18 protein-coding genes are annotated in these 16980 nt (G+C 52.8%); 8 read left to right on the forward strand and 10 right to left on the reverse strand.

What is annotated here, in order from left to right:
* Window positions 1-29: 29 nt before the first annotated feature.
* Complete coding sequence (locus BFV64_RS11065; RefSeq protein ID WP_047625442.1) at window positions 30-506, reverse strand: GNAT family N-acetyltransferase; 477 nt, start codon at window positions 504-506, stop codon at window positions 30-32.
* 89 nt (window positions 507-595) lie between these two features.
* Here BFV64_RS11065 and BFV64_RS11070 point away from each other — a divergent pair, with 89 nt between their 5' ends.
* Window positions 596-1552 carry a LysR family transcriptional regulator gene (locus BFV64_RS11070; RefSeq protein WP_069602073.1) on the forward strand — a complete coding sequence of 319 codons (957 nt, stop codon included), beginning with the start codon at window positions 596-598 and terminating at the stop codon, window positions 1550-1552.
* A gap of 309 nt (window positions 1553-1861) precedes the next feature.
* Here the strand turns inward: BFV64_RS11070 and BFV64_RS11075 are convergent, their stop codons facing one another.
* The 5 genes from BFV64_RS11075 to BFV64_RS11095 are packed head-to-tail and all read right to left on the reverse strand — an operon-like array spanning window position 1862 to window position 6004.
* A complete protein-coding gene (locus BFV64_RS11075; protein WP_137984537.1) occupies window positions 1862-2482 on the reverse strand; it encodes a tetratricopeptide repeat protein in 621 nt (206 codons plus the stop codon).
* A complete protein-coding gene (locus tag BFV64_RS11080; RefSeq protein ID WP_032636602.1) occupies window positions 2479-3285 on the reverse strand; it encodes an SDR family oxidoreductase in 807 nt (268 codons plus the stop codon). The genes BFV64_RS11075 and BFV64_RS11080 overlap by 4 nt, the downstream gene beginning before the upstream one ends.
* On the reverse strand, window positions 3272-3937 hold the full coding sequence (locus tag BFV64_RS11085) for an iron-containing redox enzyme family protein (protein WP_069602074.1): 666 nt from the start codon (window positions 3935-3937) through the stop codon (window positions 3272-3274). The genes BFV64_RS11080 and BFV64_RS11085 overlap by 14 nt, the downstream gene beginning before the upstream one ends.
* On the reverse strand, window positions 3934-5376 hold the full coding sequence (locus tag BFV64_RS11090) for an AMP-binding protein (protein ID WP_047027364.1): 1443 nt from the start codon (window positions 5374-5376) through the stop codon (window positions 3934-3936). The genes BFV64_RS11085 and BFV64_RS11090 overlap by 4 nt, the downstream gene beginning before the upstream one ends.
* Window positions 5366-6004 (reverse strand): thermostable hemolysin, encoded by a 639-nt coding sequence (locus BFV64_RS11095; protein ID WP_230688497.1) that lies wholly within the window; start codon window positions 6002-6004, stop codon window positions 5366-5368. The genes BFV64_RS11090 and BFV64_RS11095 overlap by 11 nt, the downstream gene beginning before the upstream one ends.
* Window positions 6005-6171: 167 nt before the next feature.
* Between BFV64_RS11095 and BFV64_RS11100 the strand changes: the two genes are divergently transcribed.
* From BFV64_RS11100 to BFV64_RS11115, 4 genes are all read left to right on the forward strand, one after another.
* Window positions 6172-6714: a cytochrome b gene (locus tag BFV64_RS11100; protein WP_047027363.1), complete on the forward strand. Its 543-nt coding sequence runs from the start codon at window positions 6172-6174 to the stop codon at window positions 6712-6714.
* Window positions 6715-6901: 187 nt separating this feature from the next.
* Complete coding sequence (locus BFV64_RS11105) at window positions 6902-7177, forward strand: metal/formaldehyde-sensitive transcriptional repressor (protein ID WP_003857256.1); 276 nt, start codon at window positions 6902-6904, stop codon at window positions 7175-7177.
* A 30-nt stretch (window positions 7178-7207) separates the two neighbouring features.
* The gene (locus BFV64_RS11110; RefSeq protein ID WP_069602075.1) at window positions 7208-8326 is read left to right on the forward strand and encodes an S-(hydroxymethyl)glutathione dehydrogenase/class III alcohol dehydrogenase; all 1119 of its coding nucleotides are present in this window, start codon (window positions 7208-7210) and stop codon (window positions 8324-8326) included.
* 160 nt (window positions 8327-8486) lie between these two features.
* A complete protein-coding gene (locus tag BFV64_RS11115) occupies window positions 8487-10178 on the forward strand; it encodes a methyl-accepting chemotaxis protein (RefSeq protein WP_069602076.1) in 1692 nt (563 codons plus the stop codon).
* Between the two features lie 89 nt (window positions 10179-10267).
* On the opposite strand, the gene BFV64_RS11120 is transcribed toward BFV64_RS11115, so the two are convergent.
* The 4 genes from BFV64_RS11120 to BFV64_RS11135 all read right to left on the reverse strand — a co-directional run bounded on the left by BFV64_RS11120 (window position 10268) and on the right by BFV64_RS11135 (window position 15344).
* Window positions 10268-12649, reverse strand: coding sequence for a glucose/quinate/shikimate family membrane-bound PQQ-dependent dehydrogenase (locus tag BFV64_RS11120; RefSeq protein WP_045282086.1), 2382 nt, complete (start codon window positions 12647-12649; stop codon window positions 10268-10270).
* A 250-nt stretch (window positions 12650-12899) separates the two neighbouring features.
* The gene (locus BFV64_RS11125; protein ID WP_014883781.1) at window positions 12900-13823 is read right to left on the reverse strand and encodes a LysR substrate-binding domain-containing protein; all 924 of its coding nucleotides are present in this window, start codon (window positions 13821-13823) and stop codon (window positions 12900-12902) included.
* Between the two features lie 182 nt (window positions 13824-14005).
* Window positions 14006-14890, reverse strand: a complete 885-nt coding sequence (locus BFV64_RS11130) for an SDR family oxidoreductase (protein WP_014883782.1) — start codon at window positions 14888-14890, stop codon at window positions 14006-14008.
* A gap of 64 nt (window positions 14891-14954) precedes the next feature.
* Complete coding sequence (locus tag BFV64_RS11135) at window positions 14955-15344, reverse strand: YdeI family stress tolerance OB fold protein (RefSeq protein WP_014883783.1); 390 nt, start codon at window positions 15342-15344, stop codon at window positions 14955-14957.
* A 139-nt stretch (window positions 15345-15483) separates the two neighbouring features.
* Here BFV64_RS11135 and BFV64_RS11140 point away from each other — a divergent pair, with 139 nt between their 5' ends.
* The 3 genes from BFV64_RS11140 to BFV64_RS11150 are packed head-to-tail and all read left to right on the forward strand — an operon-like array spanning window position 15484 to window position 16973.
* Entirely contained in the window at window positions 15484-15987 is a 504-nt protein-coding gene (locus BFV64_RS11140) for a hypothetical protein (RefSeq protein WP_014883784.1), read from the forward strand.
* A 9-nt stretch (window positions 15988-15996) separates the two neighbouring features.
* On the forward strand, window positions 15997-16443 hold the full coding sequence (locus BFV64_RS11145) for a DUF421 domain-containing protein (protein WP_014883785.1): 447 nt from the start codon (window positions 15997-15999) through the stop codon (window positions 16441-16443).
* A gap of 11 nt (window positions 16444-16454) precedes the next feature.
* Window positions 16455-16973, forward strand: a complete 519-nt coding sequence (locus tag BFV64_RS11150; RefSeq protein WP_014883786.1) for a 2-oxo-tetronate isomerase — start codon at window positions 16455-16457, stop codon at window positions 16971-16973.
* Window positions 16974-16980 lie beyond the last annotated feature (7 nt).

Genomic DNA, 16980 nt, shown 5'->3' on the forward strand with positions numbered 1-16980 from the left:
TGCGAAAGGACTCGCAAAGAGAGACGCTGTTATTCGGCAAAACTCAGCAGCGCGTCGCCATCAAGGCGATAGCGCACCCATTCAGACTGCGGCAGCGCGCCAATGCTCAGGTAAAAATCAATGGCGGGCTGGTTCCAGTCCAGAACGCTCCATTCCAGGCGACCACACTGCCGCTTTACCGCGAGTTGCGCGATATGTTTCAGTAACGCTCTTCCCGCGCCTTTACCGCGATACTCCGGGGAAACGTACAGGTCTTCCATATAGATCCCGTTGCGTCCGAGCCAGGTTGAATAGCTGGTGAAGAACACGGCATAGCCGATGATGTCGCCTTCATACTCAGCGATCAACGCTTCGGTGTGACTTCCCGCGCCAAAGAGCGTTTCACGGATCTCCTCTGGCGTGGTAACCACTTCTTCCGGCGCTTTTTCATAGACTGCCAGCTCGTAGATCATGGCGTAAATGGCCGCGGCATCTTCGGGACGGGCCTGACGAAGGATAATGCTCATTGTTATTCCTGCTTTTTGTCTGTTTCGCGATTGATGGCGTTAAGCATACGGAGTATTGTCCGAAGAATTAAGTGCAATGAAATCAACAAATGATGAATATTATGCATCCGGCTTTACGACGTCTTGATTTAAACCTGTTGCCCGTTTTCGACGCGATTTACCGCCATCGTTCTGTTCGTCTGGCAGCCGATGAGCTGGCGATGAGCACATCGGCACTGAGCCATGCGCTTTCGCGTCTGCGCGCGACGCTGAACGATCCGCTCTTTTTTCGGGAAGGGCATCGTATGTCCCCCAGCGTGTATGCTGCTCAGCTCGCACCTTCCATCGCTTCCGCACTGTCATTCCTGAATCATGAGCTGACTCCGCAGCCGGAGTTTGACGCCCCCAGCAGTACCGAGAGCTTACACATTGCGATTACGGATTTTACCGCGCTTTGCGTTTTTCCGACCCTGATGCACTCCTTGCAGCATGCTGCCCCTGGTTTGCGTTTTGAATTGCGTTATTTGCCCCACAGCCCGGCGCTGACGGAGCTATTAGCCGGGGAAGTGGATCTGGCGCTCGGGTTCAGTACCTCGGAGGATATTCGTCATCCGGAACTGGAGGAGATAGGCTGGTTCGAAGATGAGTATGTGGTCATCAGTAACGCCAGCCGGACACGGCTGACGCTGGAGGATTATCTCGCGGCCCGACATCTGGTGGTCACGCCCTGGAATGAGAAACAAGGGGTTCTGGATCTGCGGCTTGAGCAGTTGGGCTATACCCGGCACATAGCGATCAAAACGCCGTCGATGCTCAGCGCCCCGTTTATCGTTGCACAAAGCGATCTGCTGATGGCAATCCCGCGGTTTGCGGCTGAGAAGCTGGTCGCGGCTGCGGATCTCAGGATATTTGCTTTACCGTTTTCAATCCGCGCGTTTGAAGTGAAAATTTACTCGCATAAACGCAGCGGCCAGCGGGAGGCGACCCGCTGGCTTAAGGAGGAGCTGCATAAACTGGCGCAGGCGGTAAGACGTTCAGCTGATGGCGGGGGAAGTCATCCGTCTTAATTTAACGGCAGATAGATATCCGTTTGCAGCGCATGTTCCGGCACCTCGTGGACAAAATTGATGTTGGAGATCGTATCCAGCGAGCCAGTGTGACGCCCGACAGCGTATCGTCCTTGCCTGCGCGGTCGGGCAGGATCCTGACCGATCTTGCGATTTTTGTTTGTAACAGGGTTTCGCAGGATTTGATTAGGAATGAGAGAGGCGTTCTTGATATTGACATGACCCTGTTTCGGAAAGAATGTTAGTCGCTGGTATGCCGTTCTGACGTCAATTATCGAACGGCATCCAGTAATTTTCTGCGAAAGTGTTTTATGGAATGCTTTGCAAATCCCTTTCAATATCACGACGGCGTCCATTGTCAGCGATTTCGCGCCCTGGGCGAGCCGATGCTTTCAGTGCTTTGGTTAGAAAACGCCTGGCTTCATCCGTTCTTTTCTCTTTTAGAAGGTAATCGCCGTAGAAATAGTTAGGGTCTATACCGTCAGGGTTGATGGCCAGCGCTTTTTTCAACATTTCATCAGCTTTGTCTTTATCACCAAAACCGATTGGCCACCCGGGAACCTGATAATAAAGAGCCCCCAGGCTTGTCCAGGCTGATCCCTGAAGCGCGTTAGGTTCAATTTCAATCGCTTTCTCCAGGTTAGTGCGGGCTTGTTTAACAAGGCTCAATGCTCCCAGACCACCTTTTGCGCCAGCCCAGCTGCTATCAATGATTGCAGACCAAATTAACAGTGGTGCGCTTGTGTTGTTTTTCATCTGACTTGCCTGATGCGCTTTCTGACTAAGTGAACTAAAGCAGTTCTCTTTTTTGGCTTCCAGAGTTTGATACTGGCACACAGACCAATCGTGTTGTAATTCCTCGAGGGAGGTGTCCGCCAGTGCTACAGTCGGAACTGCTGCAACAAGAAATAGAGCATACAGTTTTCTCATTTGTGTTCTCCTTTTAACGATTTTCTGGCGAATTCCTGAATGACAGGTAATTTTTTTGCTAATGCTCCGTCGACGACGTGAGGAAACCAGGCATTAATTTTGACGAACAGACGCTCCATAATTCCAAAGCGATACCGCTTCTGCTCCGTTTCAAGAAGCCGTGCAAGCTGGGATGCGACATAAATCGGCGAATCGTTGTTATTACCGAGTTTTTGGTTAAGGGCGTAAACCTGTTCGCTGTTGAGCGTGGTTTTTGTTGCGCGTGGAGCGGCATACAAAACGGTAATACCGCTTCCCTGCAATTCCCGACCAAGTGCTTCGGAAAAACGGTGTGTCGCAGCCTTGGTTGCGCTGTATACACTCCACGCCGGATGCCCTATTTCCCCAAAAATTGAACCAATATTAAGCACGATGCCAGGTCTGTTCATTTTATCCAGCAAGGCCCGGGTCAGAAGGGCAGGAATCTCGATATTGGTTCGGATCTGTTCACGAATATCGTCGAATGATTGCTGTTCAAGCAATGCAAAGCGACTGCTTCCTGCGTTATTGATGAGAATGTCCAACCCACCATTCTGAGACAGGCTGTTCGCCAGCCCTAATATCTCTTCGTCGGAATAGCTGCGCATTAGGGCGATATTGTGTCGCTCCGGGTGAGGAATGGCATTCTTTAAAAGCGACATTGCCTTTTCATTACGCCCTACGAGATAGAGTCTCGCGCCTTTATGCGCCAGCTCTCGCGCCAGCGCCTGACCGATTCCTCCGCTGGCACCGGTTAGCAGAACGGTTTTATTAAGCAGATTCATGGACGTTATCTCCCAGTTGGTCAAGCATCTGTCCGTAGAGATGATAAATACGACGAGCCGTGTGGATAATGGCCTCCTGATCGCACTTGTCAGTGATTGAATCCATGAGGGACGCAAAGAATTGCAGATGGCCCTGATCGAGTTCTCCGTGAGAACGCAGGTAGGTGGTTGCCTGCTCAGGCAGCGCCAGAGTATTTTCCAGCTGAGCCGCAACAGCTGTTGCAATTGACACACTAGTGCCTTCCAGCACGAGCACCATGCCAAATATGCTCATCGGGTTTACCCGCTCAATTCGGTAGTAGAGGTAAGCGATCATCATTTCGATGGGCAGGCCCGGCATACCATTTCTTACTGCCTCAGGATTCCCCCCACATGCACGAATATCATTGAGGATCCACTCCTGATGCCCATATTCCTCATCAATATATTCAGCGATTGCGCCACGTACGGCTTCGTGAGAGGCAGGAAGGCAGCTGCCAGCACACATTAGTAGCGGAACGGTATGACTGACGTGATAATAAGCCTGTGTCAAAAACGCGATATACATCTCCGCCGAGATATCGCCTGTCTGGCAACGCGCAATAACAGGTGAATCAAGTAAACGTTGACGTTCTACAGCGGTCTGATTCTGTAATTCCTGATAAAAGCTCATGCGTCTTCTTCCTGGCTGCAGGTGAGAATAATATGTTTCAGGGACTGCCAGATGGCGCTTCGTTTAGGGCGACCATTTGCGGTAATCATTTCGGGAGAAGATATTTCGGACGTAAACAGCAATCGGTGAAATTGCGCGTAGTCTGGAAGATGCGCGGAGATACGCATTAACTGTTGACGCGCCAGCTCCTTTTGTCCTTCAAAAGCATCAACAAGCGCAACGTTACGTGTTAAACCATCACCAAAAATGACTACACGGCGCACAGCAGGGCATGCCATCGCTTCTGCTTCAGGCCATTCTGGAGAAAAATTGCGACCGTATGCGTTTATCTGAACGTTTTTTAAACGGCCAATAATATGAATAAATCCATCATCATCAACGCTTGCAAGGTCGCCAGTAGGAACCGTTGTATTTTGTGATTCCTCCCCGAGATACCCCAGGGCATTGGCTGGACTCGTTACGTGTAGTTGCTGTAAGGGATCAACGGTAACGTTTATACCTGGCAGAGGTTTGCCAACGCTGCTCTTTTTGGAAGAACCAGGCAAATTAAGAGCGACAACAGAACCGCACTCTGATAACCCATAGCCTTCAAAAACGGGTAAGCCTGCATTTGCTGCCAGTTCCATTAACGGCGTCGGAATTTTCCCGCCACCCACGGCCACGAAGCGCAGAGAACGTGTACTTTCAGGCGCCACCTGATGCAGATGGACTAACACCCGTAATATTTCAGGTACAAGAACCAGGCTTTCAGGTTGCCATGTCATTAAGGCCTGTAAAAAACGTTTGGGGTTAAATTGACTTGAACCCTCAAAGCCTGTCTGAGCCGTGGGTAATATCACTGTTTCTGCACCCATTAATAATGGGATATAGATTCCGCACAAATTCTCGAGCAGAATGCTGAGCGGCAGGCTGACAAGATGTTTCTCCGGTGCGATTGGACGCAGAGCGGTAGCGAGTGTTTGCGCGGTCCATAACATTCCCTTCTGACTCAGGCACACGCCTTTAGGTTCACCGGTGGTTCCCGAGGTAAAGGTAATCTTGGATGTCCCCACAGGCAACGACGTTGGGGCAGTTAACTGTCTAACCTGCAGCTTACCGAATGGGAAATCATGTCTGTGCCATCCAGACATACTCTCACCACCAATTTGCGCATCAATCGACGCTGAAGCACGCACCCATTCTTTTTGCGTTTCCGAGAAAAAGGGAGGAATGGGTACAATGACGATCCCGACAGATATACAGGCAAGATCGATAATGGCCCACTCCGGACTATTATCAAGCTCAAGCGCCAGCCTTCTAATCCCCAGGGCGTGGAGCAACGATGCGGCGTTTACGACTGCCTCTAAATATTGCTTCCAGCTCCATAACGTTGTTTCACCCCTAAGAGCAGTTTGATCAGGGTATTGAAGAGCTTGCTGTTTCAGTGCGTTAAGAAACATGATGTTCTCCCGACAGATTAGTCCATGGAGCCTCGGGTAAAGTGTTTATTAACTTCATCAATAGACTGCCCTGAGTTAGCGCAGAATGACCGCCAGCCAGTTCACCGGCCATAATTTGTGGGTCATATTGATAGTATTTTCCCCATTCATGTGCATCATTCCCAAGGCGAGCGGGATTGGCCGGCATGATGAGGATGGGATTCAAATTAAGTCGATGAAAGGTATTGCGAATTTTTTTCGTACCGGTAAACACGATCCATGAAAATTGATACTCAGTAAGGACCTGGCAGAGCGCTGCAAACATGATTCGTGCACTTGCACCATCCCTCGCTGCAAAATTTCCAATTTCGACAATTGCGGCGCGAGAAACAGATTGCGACAGCCGTGACGAAAGCGTTACCTCAATGGGGCTATCGAGATATTTTTCCAGATAAAGAGATCCCTGAGAGGCGATATGTACGCCACTGGCAGCCTTAAGTTCACCATTTGCATCGTAAAGGCCAATAAGCCATGGCATGCAACGGGAAATCGAAGCCTGATAAACCTGCTGATAGTTTTCACGGATTAACGCTGAAATATCATTCTGTTCGTGTTCACCGTGAAGCCATTTAAGAGTGTAGGGGGGCATTATTCGCATCATGAGACCTCTCATATGAGTCTCTTCAATATGAGCGATTAATATTATGACAACCTTAAGAAAGTTTTTTTCTTATGTTGTAAGTCGTGAATGAAATTAAGGTATTCTTAAGAATAAACAACACATACTGGCGTATACTCGAAAAAAAGGATTGAGCAATGAACAGAAATTACGCCAGCAGTCAGATCGCATTGCACTGGCTTGTATTTGTAGCCATTATTATCGCCTATGCAGCTATGGAGTTAAAAGGGCTGGCGGTTAAGGGTAGCCCGATCCGTGTAACTATGGCGATAGTGCACTATACTGCGGGCTTTAGCGTTATGTTGCTAATGGTTATCCGGGTTGTCCTGAAAATGACACATCGCGACCCTGAAATTATACCACCACCACCACGCTGGCAAATTGTGGCGTCAAAAATAATACACGGATTGTTGTATTTAATGTTTCTCCTGTTACCGTTGCTGGGGATTGCATCGCTTTACTTTGGGCAGATTGAATGGTCCTTTTTTGGAATAAAAATGCCTATAGCCACCTATCTTAATACAGATGCACAGCATACCCTCAAAGAAGTGCATGAGTTTATTGCAAATGCCGGGTATTTTCTTGTCGGTTTCCATGCTCTGGCCGCATTATTTCATCATTACTTCGTTCGTGATAACACGCTGGTGAGAATGTTGCCGATAATACATCGACATAAATAAGTTTTAAGAGCGCCTTGTTGTGGTAGTTATTTCGCATACCGAGGAGCACTCATCCTGATTCGTCATTTGTCATAATATGGTCTTTTACCCATATCGCATAAACCCATGCAATAACCCTATAAAACTTCATGTTTACAAAAAGTTGATTTCATTGATACCATACCCCCCTATAGTATCAGGAGGGCGTATGCCGCATTCACCCGAAGATAAAAAACGTATTCTTACTCGCGTCCGTCGCATTCGGGGCCAAGTCGATGCCCTTGAACGCGCACTGGAGTCGGGCGATCCCTGTCTGGCTATCCTGCAGCAAATTGCGGCCGTGCGCGGTGCTGCCAATGGCCTGATGGGCGAAATGGTAGAAATTCATCTCAAAGATGAGCTGGTGACGGGAGAGACAACGCCGGATCAGCGAGCCGTGCGCATGGCAGAAGTCGGCCATTTGCTGCGCTCTTATCTAAAATAAACCCACACACCTGACAAAAAGGGAAGACCTATGAAATCTCGCGCTGCTGTTGCATTTGGCCCCGGCCAGCCGCTGAAAATCGTTGAAATCGACGTCGCACCACCGAAAAAAGGCGAAGTGCTGATCAAAATTACCCATACCGGCGTTTGCCATACCGATGCGTTCACGCTGTCCGGCGACGATCCGGAAGGTGTTTTCCCGGCGGTACTGGGACACGAAGGCGGCGGGATCGTTGTGGAGGTGGGCGAGGGCGTGACCAGCCTGAAGCCTGGCGATCACGTTATCCCGCTGTACACGGCGGAATGCGGCGAGTGTAAGTTCTGTAAATCCGGCAAGACCAACCTCTGCCAGGCTGTTCGCGCCACGCAGGGCAAAGGGCTGATGCCGGACGGGACGACCCGTTTCTCTTATAACGGCGAGCCGATTTACCACTACATGGGCACCAGCACCTTCAGCGAGTATACCGTTTGCGCGGAGATCTCTCTGGCGAAGGTGAACCCGCAGGCGCCGCTGGATAAAGTCTGCCTGCTGGGCTGCGGCGTGACGACCGGCATTGGCGCGGTCCATAACACGGCAAAAGTCAAAGAGGGCGATACCGTGGCGGTGTTCGGTCTCGGCGGCATTGGTCTGGCGGTGATTCAGGGCGCGGTGCAGGCGAAGGCCGGGCGTATTATTGCGGTCGATACTAACCCGGAGAAATTCAAACTGGCGGGTGAAATGGGCGCGACCGATTTCGTTAACCCGAAAGATCACGAAAAACCGATTCAGGATGTCATTGTTGAGATGACCGACGGCGGCGTGGACTTCAGCTTTGAGTGTATCGGCAACGTTAACGTCATGCGTTCCGCGCTGGAATGCTGCCACAAAGGCTGGGGCGAGAGCATCATTATTGGTGTGGCCGGCGCGGGTCAGGAGATTAAAACCCGTCCATTCCAGCTGGTCACCGGACGCGTGTGGCGCGGTTCCGCGTTTGGCGGCGTGAAGGGCCGTACCCAGCTTCCGGGGATGGTTGAAGATGCTATGATCGGTAAGATTCAGCTCGATCCGTTCATTACTCACCGTTTGCCGCTGGAGCAGATCAACGAAGCGTTTGATCTGATGCACGACGGAAAATCCATCCGTACCGTTATTCATTTCGGCGACAAGTAACTCTTCTGCCAGCGGTTTTTAGCCGCTGGCATTTCTTTAATAATCTTCTCTAAAGTGTGACCAGTGCGGCGTTTTTAGCCGTAATCTAAATTCCTGCCGTGCCGATGACTACTTAACAGGCGTGTTTTTACGCATCTTACCTATAAGAGAGTCGACGGTCATGGACAACACTACTTCGATGCAGGCGCAGCGTAAGCTGGGCTTCTTGCATCACATCAGGCTGGTTCCGCTGTTTTCCTCCATTCTCGGTGGCATTATTTTGCTGTTTGCCTTGAGCTCGGGTCTGGCGGGATATTTCCTGCTGCAGGCCGATAACGATCTGCAGGATGTCACATCAGAGATTCAGGTGCGTATGGGGCTGTCGAACAGCTCAAACCATCTGCGCACCGCGCGTATCAATCTGATCCACGCCGGCGCGGCAAGCCGTATCGCAGAGATGGATGCGATGAAGCAGAACATCAGCGAGGCGGAAACGCGTATCAAGCAGTCCCAGGATAGCTTTAACGCGTATATGAATCGCTCCGTGCGTACCGCTGAAGACGAAGCGCTGGATGCTGACCTGAAAGCGCGCTACGACGCCTATATCGCGGGCATGCAGCCGATGGTCAAATTTGCCAAAAACGGCATGTTCGAAGCGATCATCAACCACGAAAATGAAACCGCGCGCCCGCTGGATGACGCTTACAATGCCGTGCTACTGAAGGCGATTAAGATCCGCACCGACCGTGCCAATGCGCTAACGGCGCAGGCGCACAGCCGCACGCAGCTGGGGCTGATGTTTATGGTGGGCGCGTTTGTGCTGGCGCTGGTATTGACCGCGATGACCTTCGTTGTGCTGCGCCGCACGGTCATTCATCCGCTACAGCGTGCTGCGAAACGTATCGAGAATATTGCAAAAGGTGACCTGACGATGCCGGACGATGTGGTCGGACGCAGCGAAATTGGCCGTCTGACGCGCGATCTGCAAACCATGCAGCACTCCCTCGAAACAACGGTTGGCACCGTGCGTCAGGGCGCGGAGGAGATCTATCGCGGAACCAGCGAGATTTCTGCCGGTAATACTGACCTCTCTTCGCGCACCGAGCAGCAGGCCGCGGCCATTGAGCAGACCGCCGCGAGCATGGAACAGTTAACCGCCACGGTGAAACAGAACGCTGATAACGCGCATCATGCCAGCAAGCTGGCGGAAGATGCCTCCGGAAAAGCCAGCCGTGGCGGCCAGATGGTCTCCGGCGTGGTCAAAACGATGGGCAACATCTCCAGCAGTTCGAAGAAGATCTCTGAGATTACCGCCGTGATTAACAGCATTGCTTTCCAGACCAATATTCTGGCACTGAACGCGGCGGTAGAAGCGGCGCGCGCGGGTGAACAGGGGCGTGGATTTGCGGTGGTAGCCAGTGAAGTGCGTACGCTGGCAAGCCGTAGCGCCAACGCGGCAAAAGAGATCGAAAGCCTGATCAATGAGTCGGTTTCCCTTATCGATCAGGGGTCGGGTGAGGTGGTGGCTGCGGGTAACACCATGAATGAAATCGTCGACGCGGTTAAGCGCGTGACCGACATCATGCTGGAAATTGCCGCCGCATCGGATGAGCAGAGCCGCGGTATTGTGCAGGTCAGCCAGGCGATTTCGGAGATGGATAAAGTGACCCAGCAGAACGCCTCGCTGGTGGAAGAAGCATCCGCAGCCGCGGCATCCCTGGAAGAACAGGGCGCACGTCTGACCGAGGCGGTGGGGGCGTTTCGTTTAAGCGGCGCTAAGCCTGGCCGCGCGGTGACGTCTGTGCCAGTGGCGAAGAACGCGCCGTTGCGCCCGGCGGCGACGGTTTCCGGAGATAACTGGGAGACGTTCTGAGTCGCCAGCAGTGTCGGGTGGCGCTTCGCTTACCCGACCTACAAAATCGACCTACAAAAAAAGGGACCCTTCGGTCCCTTTTTCACAGCTTATTTCTTATCAGGTAACGCGTATGCGATAACGTAATCACCGCGATCCGGTGACTGGCGAGCGCCCCCGGCGTTAATGATGATGTACTGTTTACCGGTTTTCGGTGAGACGTAAGTCATCGGCCCGGACTGGCTGCCAACCGGCAGTCGGTCTTTCCAGATCTCTTTTCCGGTGGCGGTATCAAACGCACGCAGGTAGAAATCCTGAGTACCGGCGAAGAACAGCAGGCCGGACTGGGTTGAGAGCGACGCGCCCAGCGTTGGCATCCCGATTGGGATAGGCATGTGCATGCGAATGCCCAGAGGGCCGGTGTCTTCCACCGTACCGACAGGCACCTGCCACACCAGTTTGCCGGATTTCAGATCGACCGCGGACATGGTGCCGAACGGCGGTTTCTGGCACGGAATGCCGAGCGGTGACAGGAAACGTTCACGCATTGCGCCGAACGGCGTGCCGTCCATCGGGACGATGCCCATCTCAATGCCGCTGGCGTCTTTCGCCACGTTAGCGCGCGGCACCATGTAGTTTGCCAGTCCGAGGCGCATATCGTTGACGAACATCAGGCTGTTGTTCGGGTCAACCGAGACGCTGCCCCAGTTCATTCCGCCCAGCGAGCCAGGGAACTGCAGGGAACGGTCAAGACCCGGCGGGGTGAAGACACCCTGATGACGCATCTCTTTAAACTGAATACGGCACAGCAGCAGGTCGACAGGCGTCGCGCCCCACATGTCGGATTCAGTCAGCGTCTGGTTGCCAATCATCGGCATGCCGACGGAATACGGCTGGGTGGGTGAGTAGCGTTCACCTTCAACGTTACCAGCCGGTACCGGACGCTCTTCTACCTTCGCGACCGGCTTACCGGTTTCGCGGTTGAGCATAAAGATCATGCCCTGCTTGCTGGTCTGCACCAGTACAGGCGTGGTGCCGCCTTTGCCGTCAGGCAGGTCATACAGCAGCGGCTGGGAAGGCAGGTCGAAGTCCCACAGATCGTGGTGGGTGGTCTGGAAATGCCAGCGCACCTGGCCGGTGGTGGCATCAACGGCGACGATAGAAGAGCTGTATTTATCGTCCAGCGCGGTACGCTCACCCGCCCAGAAATCCGGGGTGGCGTTGCCGGTTGGCAGATAAATCAGGTTCAGTTTGGCGTCGTAAGACATGGCCGACCAGACATTTGGCGTACCGCGGGTGTAGGTCTGTCCTTCCGGCGGCAGGCCGGTCAGGTTCGGATTACCCGGATCCCACGCCCAGGCCAGCTTACCGGTGTGAACGTCATACGCACGTACCACGCCCGGGGGTTCGCCGGTGGAGAAGTTATCCGCGACGCGACCGCCGACGACGACCACGTTCCCGGCGACCAGCGGCGTGGAGGTCTGCTGATAATATCCCGGCTTGATCTCACCCATACCGATGCTCAGATCCACGGTGCCGTGTTCGCCAAAATCTTCGCAGACCTTGCCGTTATCCGCATTGATGGCAATCAGGCGGGCATCGGTGGTCGGCAGGAACAGACGGCGAGGGCATGCGGCAGGCTGCGCGGTTTCCTGTGACGTTGTCACGTTATGGTGGTCTTCAAAATAGCCCAGACCGCGGCAGCGCTGCCAGTTAGGCGCGGTGGCTTTAGAATCGTAGCGCCATTTTTCTTTCCCGGAGTCCACGTCCAGCGCCAGCACTTTACTGTACGGGGTACAAACGTACAGCGTATCGCCAATCTGTAAAGGCGTGTTCTGGTCTTCCGCGCCAGAGCCGTTGCTCTGTGGAATATCGCCGGTATGGGCAATCCAGGCGACTTTCAGTTCGCTGACGTTTTGCTTGTTAATTTGATCCAGTGCGGCGAAGCGGTCACCGTGTGTGGTGTTGCCCCAGTGCGCCCAGTTCTTTTGCTGCTCACCGGGTGTGACGGGTTTAACCGGAACGGGTTCATTCGCCGCCACGAGAGTCTGGGGCTTAAACATCCAGCCAAGGCTAACCAGCATCGCCACGGCCAGGACCGCCGCAACGCTAAAAGCAGGCGCCTTGTTGGGGGAATTGTGGTTTGCTCCACGCAGGTAAGGCCAGACGATGGCACAAAGGAAAGCCAGTACGGCGAAGGTAAACAGGCGGGAGAAGAGCGGCCAGAAATCCCAGCCCGCATCGCTTACCGCCCAGACCAGCGAGGCAATAAACGCGATGCTGTAAAGGACAATCCCGCTGGTGCGATTGAGGAAAATCAGGATCGCGGCAATCACCATTACCACGCCCATTATCAGGAAGTAACAACTTCCGCCCACGGTGGCGAGCTTAAACCCCAGCCCGCCGACGGCCAGACCGATGAGCAACATCAGTCCGGCAAGAAGCCACTGCAGGATACGCGGTATCCCACGTGGCGCGCTGCCAAATGCCATTTCTGTCTCCTTAGATCCCACCGCTATGCCGGGTGTACCAGTTGGGTAATAAAATCGGCGGGAATAATGATTAACACGGGTGAATTCATCTTTATCAAAAGATTTACGAACCATTTGGTGAATTCGTGGCTATGATAAAACTGTTAAATTGTTTTACGCAATTGTTAATGAATCATTCCGCATTATTTGATTAGCGCACAGGACAGATCCCTCGCCCCGTTGGGGAGAGGGTTAGGGTGAAGGGAAGAATTCAAACCGGCATGGATTTACGGATGGCGCTCAGCAGCGTCTGCGCACCCGTTGAGAGCGGCGTGTCTACGCGGGTTAAAATGCCGATAGGTTCACCGGCACCCGGGGCGGTCACCGGCAGAGCGGTCAGGGTTCCCTGACGCAAATCATCTTTTACCGCACCGGAGGGAACGAACCAGACGTAGTCATAATCGAGGGTGAGCTGGCGTGACAGCGAGGCCGACAGCGTTTCGATACACCCTGAGGGTAGTGTACATCCCTGCATTTGCAGCAAGTTTTCGGCGGCCTGGCGCGGGACGGTGCCTTTCGGGCAGACCACCACGGGCCATTCCATGACGCGGCTTAACGTCACGGTATCCTGCAGTAAAGGATGGTCGGGACGCACCACCAGCTTCAGGGATTCCAGAAACAGCAGTTCGTAATTGAGACCGCCCATCAGTTCAGGGTCAGACATACGACCGATACCCAGATCCAGTTCCCCCGATTTGAGCCCCGCGAGCAGCATGGTGTTATTCATGGTGGCAACCTGAATCGTGGTATGCCGTTGCTGCTTGTGGAATTGACCAATCACGGGCGGCAAAATGCCCAGCGCTGCGGTAGGCAAGGCACCCACACGTACCACGTCACTGGTGTGCTCTTCTTTTCTGTGCAGGGACTGGCCTGCGGTGTTGAGCGCATCCAGCACCTTAACGGCGTGCGTCAGGAACTGTTCGCCCACGAGGGTAAGCTGTGCGCCCAACCGACCGCGATCGAAAAGACGGGCGCCGGTGAGCTGTTCCAGCTCGTTAAGGGTTTTTGAGAGCGCAGGCTGGCTCAGATTAAGGGTTTCAGCCGCTCGCCCCAGCGTTCCCTGTTGAGCGACGGCCACAAATGTATGCAAATGGCGCAAGCGTATGCGCTGACTGAACAGACCATTTTTTTCCATAGGCGATGTTAAAAACAGAGCGATGCGGGTGACAAGTTAAGTTGTTTAATTTTGATAACCTGATAGCAAAATATTTTTAACATTTGATCTGTTTGAGTTACAACATGTTTTTCGGGAGGGGCTGCAGGCGAACGTCCTTGTTCATTTATTGCTCATTGCCGAGGGGTTACATCAGTACCCCATTAGATCACGCCATCCCCGCCGTCAGAACACCACACCTGACCGGACGTATAGGAACACGCATCCGAGGCCAGCGTGACATACAGCGGAGCAATTTCTACCGGCTGACCCGGACGCCCCAGTGGCGTATCGCCGCCAAACTCCTTCACTTTTTCCATTGGCTGACCGCCGCTTGACTGCAGCACCGTCCAGTACGGTCCAGGCGCCACCGCGTTGACGCGAATGCCTTTTGGACCCAGCTGTTTGGCTAAGGATTTCGTAAATACGGCCAGACAGGCTTTCGTCTGGGCGTAGTCCAGCAGCACGGGGCTGGGCTTCACTGCCTGAACCGAGGAGGTGTTAATGATAACGGACGACGCCTTCAGATGGCGCAGCGCCGCCTTGGTGATCCAGAAGGGGGCATAAACGTTGGTTTTAAACGTCGCGTCAAAGTCTTCTGTGGTGAGCTCTTCCAGGGATTCCCGGTACTGCTGACGACCCGCGTTATTGATCAGAATATCCAGGCCACCCAGCTTCGAGACGGCTTCCTCGACCAGATTCTGACAGAAGGTTTCATCCCGGATATCCCCCGGCAGCGCGATGGCTTTGCGTCCTTCCGCTTTGATCAGCGCGATCACCTCTGCGGCGTCTTTTTCCTCTTCAGGTAAATAGTTGATGGCAACGTCAGCCCCTTCACGGGCATAGGCGATAGCCACCGCGCGACCTATCCCGGAGTCACCCCCGGTGATCAGCGCTTTTTTGCCGGTAAGGCGGCCATGCCCTTTGTAGCTTTTTTCCCCATGATCGGGTACAGGTTGCATCTCTGATGCCAGTCCCGGCGGCGTTTGCGGCTGTTCCGGGAACGGGGGTTGCGGGTAAGCGTTCGTACGTTGTGTAGTATCACTCATAGCTGACTCCTTAAGCCAAGGGGTGAGATTTGATGGATAGTTGCAGCGTTAACGCTTCGCTGAATTATTTCTGCAAACGATCAACACGGACTACGGCAGGAGATGATTTTTTATCAAGCGAACCGTTGATACTGATCATCTGGTCGGGTTTTACCGTTCTGCCGTCGAAGACTGCCTGGGGAATAATAACGTCGATTTTTCCGGTTTTATCCTGGAATACAAACTTATCGCCGCTACCATCAATAAGATTACCGCGTAATGAAATTGTCGCACCGTCATGCATTTGTTTTGCCTGATCGATGGTCATAATACGCGCATCATCCGTTCCACGATATCCGCTATCCAGCGCGTGAGGCGGGGGCGGCGCGTCACCTTTTTGTAACCCGCCGTTATTATCTGCCCATGCTGATGGAACCAAAAATATCAAAAAAGCGGAAATAAGTGATAATTTCATCTGATATCCTTCATTTTTGGGTGTCTTGACTTATTAAGTATTGTTGCTATTCCTTTATGTGGCAAATGTGATAAGTCTTAAAAACAATCTCTTTTGAAATCAAAACACTCATAAAATAAGCGAAACGGTGACGACAACCATGAAGCGTGAAAATGAAAAGTTACCCGGGATAGATGAGAGTTATCGCTTGCTCAGGTTTGAATATGCATTTCGCCAGGTGGGTTTTGTGCTGCTTTTAGGTATTATCATCGCAGCGATGGCCGGTCTGTTTTCCAGCGGCATGGTGAGCGACACGTCCAGGACCAATTCTGCTAAATCTCTGACCATTCACTATGAACGTTTTGGCCGTCGGGAGACCGAGTCAAGGATGCAATTTACGTTTCCGGTGAAAACGGCGGGTCACTTCACGCTCAGCATCACCAGCGAGCGCAGCGACGTTTACGAACCCGGCAGCGTCTGGCCGCAGCCGGACAGAATGTATAGCCGTGGGAAAACCCTTTATTTCGTCTATGACACGCTCCAGAAGTCAGACAGGTTCTCCGTGTTGTACTTCACGACCCCGACCCGGGCCGGTAAGTGGAATACTGTCATCCGCGCAAACAACGAGCCGGAGATCACCGTCTGGCAATTTATTTACCCGTAGGAGGCTGATATGGATATGGTCTTTCGTGCGCTGGCGATTTATCTGTTTCTCGTGGTGGTATTTAAAGTGGCGGGGCGACGCGCGCTGCTACAGATGACCAGCTTTGACCTTATTCTACTGTTAATTATTAGTGAAGCCACGCAGCAGGCGCTTCTGGGGCAGGACTTTTCTGTCACCGGGGCGATGATAACGATTACCACGCTGGTGGTAGTGGATATTCTCTTTGGGTTGATGAAGAAATATTTTTCCCCGGTGGAAAATATTCTGGATGGTAATCCCGTCATTCTGGTAGAGAATGGCGTGCCGTTAGCGGATAAACTCAAAAAAGTCGACGTATCCTGTGATGATATTCTGGTGTCAGCGCGTCAGAATAATGGCATTACAAAAATGAGTGAAATCAAATATGCCATATTCGAACGTAATGGGCATATTTCAATCATTCCTTTTGAGAAATAAGAGGCGGCAAAATGAGCAATCTTTTTCACGACGATCATTATACCGTAAGTGAATTAACGAAAAAGCTGGCGAGTAAATTAACCGATGCCGGGCTGCGCTTAACCACGGCGGAATCCTGTACGGGGGGAAAGCTCTCGGTCGCGTTGTGCGCTGAAGAGAACACCGCCGATTTTTATGATGTCGGGCTGGTGGTGTTCAGCGATGAAGCAAAAGCGCGGATCCTCGGCGTGCGTTCTGAAACGCTGGCGCGCTATACCGCCGTCAGCGAACCGACGGTGGGCGAGATGGCCGCCAGTATCCGCGATATGGCCCAGGCGGATATCAGCATTGCCATCAGCGGATACGCAGGCCCTGAAGGGGGCGACGATGGGACGGCGGCAGGGACGGTCTGCTTTGGCTGGAATATTTGCGGCGAGACGAAAACCCGCACCGTTCTTTTCTCCGGTGACTGTCAGGACGTGGTGGAAAAAGCGGTGCATTTTGCGCTGGCTGAACTGGTAACAACCTTGTCGGACGACAATATCGGGTAAATTCACG

The organism is Enterobacter kobei (assembly GCF_001729765.1).
Taxonomy (GTDB): Bacteria; Pseudomonadota; Gammaproteobacteria; order Enterobacterales; family Enterobacteriaceae; genus Enterobacter; species Enterobacter kobei.

Bases quoted from the DNA above. Each gene is read 5' to 3' on its own strand.
- BFV64_RS11100 (WP_047027363.1), top strand. From the start codon at position 6,172: ATGAACAGAAATTACGCCAGCAGTCAGATCGCATTGCACTGGCTTGTA.
- BFV64_RS11090 (WP_047027364.1), bottom strand. From the start codon at position 5,376: ATGTTTCTTAACGCACTGAAACAGCAAGCTCTTCAATACCCTGATCAA.
- BFV64_RS11110 (WP_069602075.1), top strand. From the start codon at position 7,208: ATGAAATCTCGCGCTGCTGTTGCATTTGGCCCCGGCCAGCCGCTGAAA.
- BFV64_RS11130 (WP_014883782.1), bottom strand. From the start codon at position 14,890: ATGAGTGATACTACACAACGTACGAACGCTTACCCGCAACCCCCGTTC.
- BFV64_RS11105 (WP_003857256.1), top strand. From the start codon at position 6,902: ATGCCGCATTCACCCGAAGATAAAAAACGTATTCTTACTCGCGTCCGT.
- BFV64_RS11115 (WP_069602076.1), top strand. From the start codon at position 8,487: ATGGACAACACTACTTCGATGCAGGCGCAGCGTAAGCTGGGCTTCTTG.
- BFV64_RS11140 (WP_014883784.1), top strand. From the start codon at position 15,484: ATGAAGCGTGAAAATGAAAAGTTACCCGGGATAGATGAGAGTTATCGC.
- BFV64_RS11080 (WP_032636602.1), bottom strand. From the start codon at position 3,285: ATGAATCTGCTTAATAAAACCGTTCTGCTAACCGGTGCCAGCGGAGGA.
- BFV64_RS11145 (WP_014883785.1), top strand. From the start codon at position 15,997: ATGGATATGGTCTTTCGTGCGCTGGCGATTTATCTGTTTCTCGTGGTG.
- BFV64_RS11075 (WP_137984537.1), bottom strand. From the start codon at position 2,482: ATGAGAAAACTGTATGCTCTATTTCTTGTTGCAGCAGTTCCGACTGTA.
- BFV64_RS11085 (WP_069602074.1), bottom strand. From the start codon at position 3,937: ATGAGCTTTTATCAGGAATTACAGAATCAGACCGCTGTAGAACGTCAA.
- BFV64_RS11125 (WP_014883781.1), bottom strand. From the start codon at position 13,823: ATGGAAAAAAATGGTCTGTTCAGTCAGCGCATACGCTTGCGCCATTTG.
- BFV64_RS11135 (WP_014883783.1), bottom strand. From the start codon at position 15,344: ATGAAATTATCACTTATTTCCGCTTTTTTGATATTTTTGGTTCCATCA.
- BFV64_RS11070 (WP_069602073.1), top strand. From the start codon at position 596: ATGATGAATATTATGCATCCGGCTTTACGACGTCTTGATTTAAACCTG.
- BFV64_RS11150 (WP_014883786.1), top strand. From the start codon at position 16,455: ATGAGCAATCTTTTTCACGACGATCATTATACCGTAAGTGAATTAACG.
- BFV64_RS11065 (WP_047625442.1), bottom strand. From the start codon at position 506: ATGAGCATTATCCTTCGTCAGGCCCGTCCCGAAGATGCCGCGGCCATT.
- BFV64_RS11120 (WP_045282086.1), bottom strand. From the start codon at position 12,649: ATGGCATTTGGCAGCGCGCCACGTGGGATACCGCGTATCCTGCAGTGG.
- BFV64_RS11095 (WP_230688497.1), bottom strand. From the start codon at position 6,004: ATGCCCCCCTACACTCTTAAATGGCTTCACGGTGAACACGAACAGAAT.